3 protein-coding genes are annotated in these 2,475 nt (G+C 40.6%); all 3 read right to left on the bottom strand.

All coding sequences use genetic code 11. The features are described from left to right. Positions 1 to 1,378 precede the first annotated feature (1,378 nt). Positions 1,379 to 1,513: a hypothetical protein gene (locus ACF8OV_RS00385; protein WP_392404314.1), complete on the bottom strand. Its 135-nt coding sequence runs from the start codon at positions 1,511 to 1,513 to the stop codon at positions 1,379 to 1,381. 379 nt (positions 1,514 to 1,892) lie between these two features. Next, positions 1,893 to 2,243 carry a type II toxin-antitoxin system RelE/ParE family toxin gene (locus tag ACF8OV_RS00380; protein ID WP_243302098.1) on the bottom strand — a complete coding sequence of 117 codons (351 nt, stop codon included), beginning with the start codon at positions 2,241 to 2,243 and terminating at the stop codon, positions 1,893 to 1,895. Continuing rightward, the coding region (locus tag ACF8OV_RS00375) for a type II toxin-antitoxin system Phd/YefM family antitoxin (RefSeq protein WP_392404313.1) at positions 2,227 to 2,475 on the bottom strand (249 nt) is incomplete at its 5' end. The genes ACF8OV_RS00375 and ACF8OV_RS00380, both read right to left, overlap by 17 nt.

Here is a 2,475-nt window from a genome sequence, read left to right as displayed (position 1 = left end):
GAGGTAGCTGATAGTTTCAACTCTCATAGCGTTTTCCTTTTTTGTATTTCAAAGTGTGCCAGTTAAAAATATGACTGACATAATACATCATAACAATAAAATACTGATTTGTCAATAGGAAAACCAAATTTAGTCTAAATTTGGTTCGGTAGCTTCTTGGTTATTTCGTCTTTTTAAAGAAAAAAAGTCATCTTAGACGTATGTGCATGGCAAGGAAGATTGGGAGCCTTTGGCGACCTCTTCTTATGGGACTTGTCAAAGTCCAGCTACGTCTATTTGACCTTATTACTTATTGTCTCAAGGGGTATTGGCGTTGGTCCTTGACCTAAAGAGCCTAGCAGTTATCGAGCGTCTATTTTCTCCGGCTGACCATACCGTATGGGGCTAGATTCTATGGTGAATCTCCACAACCATGCACTTAACTCGTTTCTTCTCTTCTTATAGATTTATCACCTATAAGCGTCATCAAAACTCCGTCTTGGAGAGCTGCATTGGCAAAGGAATTGGTTATTGTCGTTGAATGGTGTTTAGTTGGTAGTGACAAGGCTAGCCAACCTGTACTAGAATTAATGCGCCAACAAGTAATTCTGAGTACAGTTCCTTTGCGAACTAAAGAATACTTCCTAAGAGCCGAGGATCGCAAGATCTTCGGCTTTTTTGTATATGAAAATTATTATAAGGGCTCAATGCCGCCCTTCGCTTCGCTACCCGCTAGACACTTCCACCCAAATAGAACTGTCGTTCTTTCGTGTGTCAGTGCCTTGGTTTATCTACAATTTTACCGTCAATTTAATCTCTTATTTCTGGTGTTTTCATCTACAAATAGATCATCAACTTTATCGTCAATTGAGTTTGAGGGTAGATTTGACAGTAGCATTGATGGTAAATCCGTTCGAATTTCATCTTATTTCTAGCTTCAGAGCATTGCTTCAATGTGGCTGAACGCCCCATTAAATCAAGACTTCGCCAGTTTCACTGGCTGCGCATTTCACTTCGCTGGACGCTACGTTTCATTTGCATGGGCGCGTCTGCGGCTACGCCTTGACCCCCCGCCTTGCGAGGGCTGTTTTCTGCCCATCTGGGGGATGTGCGCCAAACTGCCTCCGTTGGATTCGCTGAACGCTCACTCTCAACTCGGGGGGTCAACGCTTTGCTCGACGCGCGGGGCAAGCCCCCCACTGCACTATCGGTCGTTGGCTCCCTAAACGTCTGGGGACGTTTTACGTTTGTGGCTCCCCCCATGCCTACAGACGAAACGCTAGGGCGTTTGCATCTTTCGGCTGCGATCGAACTAACTCCTGAGTGATCTTTGAGGTCGGTTTTAAATGCTATAACGCAGTTGTAGATTTAAAATTGACCCGACAACCCGTCAGGGGCGTCAGTTCTTTTCTTCTTCCTCTTCATCCTGGATCTCAAACTGCCCGTTCTCTTCCATGATTTTTACTGCATTTAAGATTTCTTCCAGGTCCCGTTCTTCACGAGTTTTAAATTTCACTACGTTGTCGTTACTCATTTTTAGGCTCCAAGTAGTTTCGCTATTAAATACACAATCAATCACTTTGGAGAATCGAATGAGATTAATTCGTTTAATGTTATTAGCGATTTTGTTGTTAGCGTTTGCTATGCCTGTTTACTGACTTTTTAGGCATTTCATGAAGAAATTCCAGTGAAACTATACCTGGTCTTTGTGCCCTGTAAATCGCCCTCAAAGCGTTATAAACTTTCAGGGGTATTTGGTGGTGTATTGGGTCATGTAGGTGTGTAAAAAGCTTTCTACGCTCGTTTTAGAGTCATAGATACGTATTTTTAGTACGTATCTTAGCTATTTAACGTAATAGTATTAATAAGAATTAGATTTCCACTCCCAAGATTAATTAATTGGGAGTGCTCTTTTATTTATAAATTAAGCAATATTCGATTAATACTTGTTCAATACTTTGCTTCTGAGAAAGTAGAACGTCACCTTGTATCTTTAATGAATCTTCATCTTCAATTACTCGGTAAAGGAGGCGGAATCCATTGTGATTGTATTCCCTGAAAGATGTAATACCGAGTTCTAAAAGGTATGGCGAGATGGGGCAGGAAAGTGGTGCTGTCGTTATTCTTTTTTCAAAATCTTCTATGAGATTCTCAATTCTTTCAATTACAAGATATTCATTAGAATATGATGCTAAGTGGTTGATTAGATTATCAACTGTGTTATCAAAAGTTTCTGTGTATTCAATGTTAAGTGTTTTTACCATGTTTAATGTTCTCCAGTTCAAGTTTACGGTTGGCTAACCGCTGCTTGAATGAAGCACTAGACATTACTCGTTTATTGTTTGAATCGTCTACAGAGAAAGATAGTAATTTGAGTAAAGCGATAGCTTCATCTCGACGTTTTCTCTCTGCGTAAGACTCAATCACATAGGACGGTGTCCCGTTTTGAGTAATTGTCATTGGCTCTTCAAGTGACAAGTTAGCCGCATTTTTTTT

The organism is Vibrio sp. GLN_1 (assembly GCF_043106015.1).
Lineage (GTDB): Bacteria > Pseudomonadota > Gammaproteobacteria > Enterobacterales > Vibrionaceae > Vibrio > Vibrio parahaemolyticus.
This window is presented reverse-complemented; position numbering and strand designations above follow the sequence as displayed.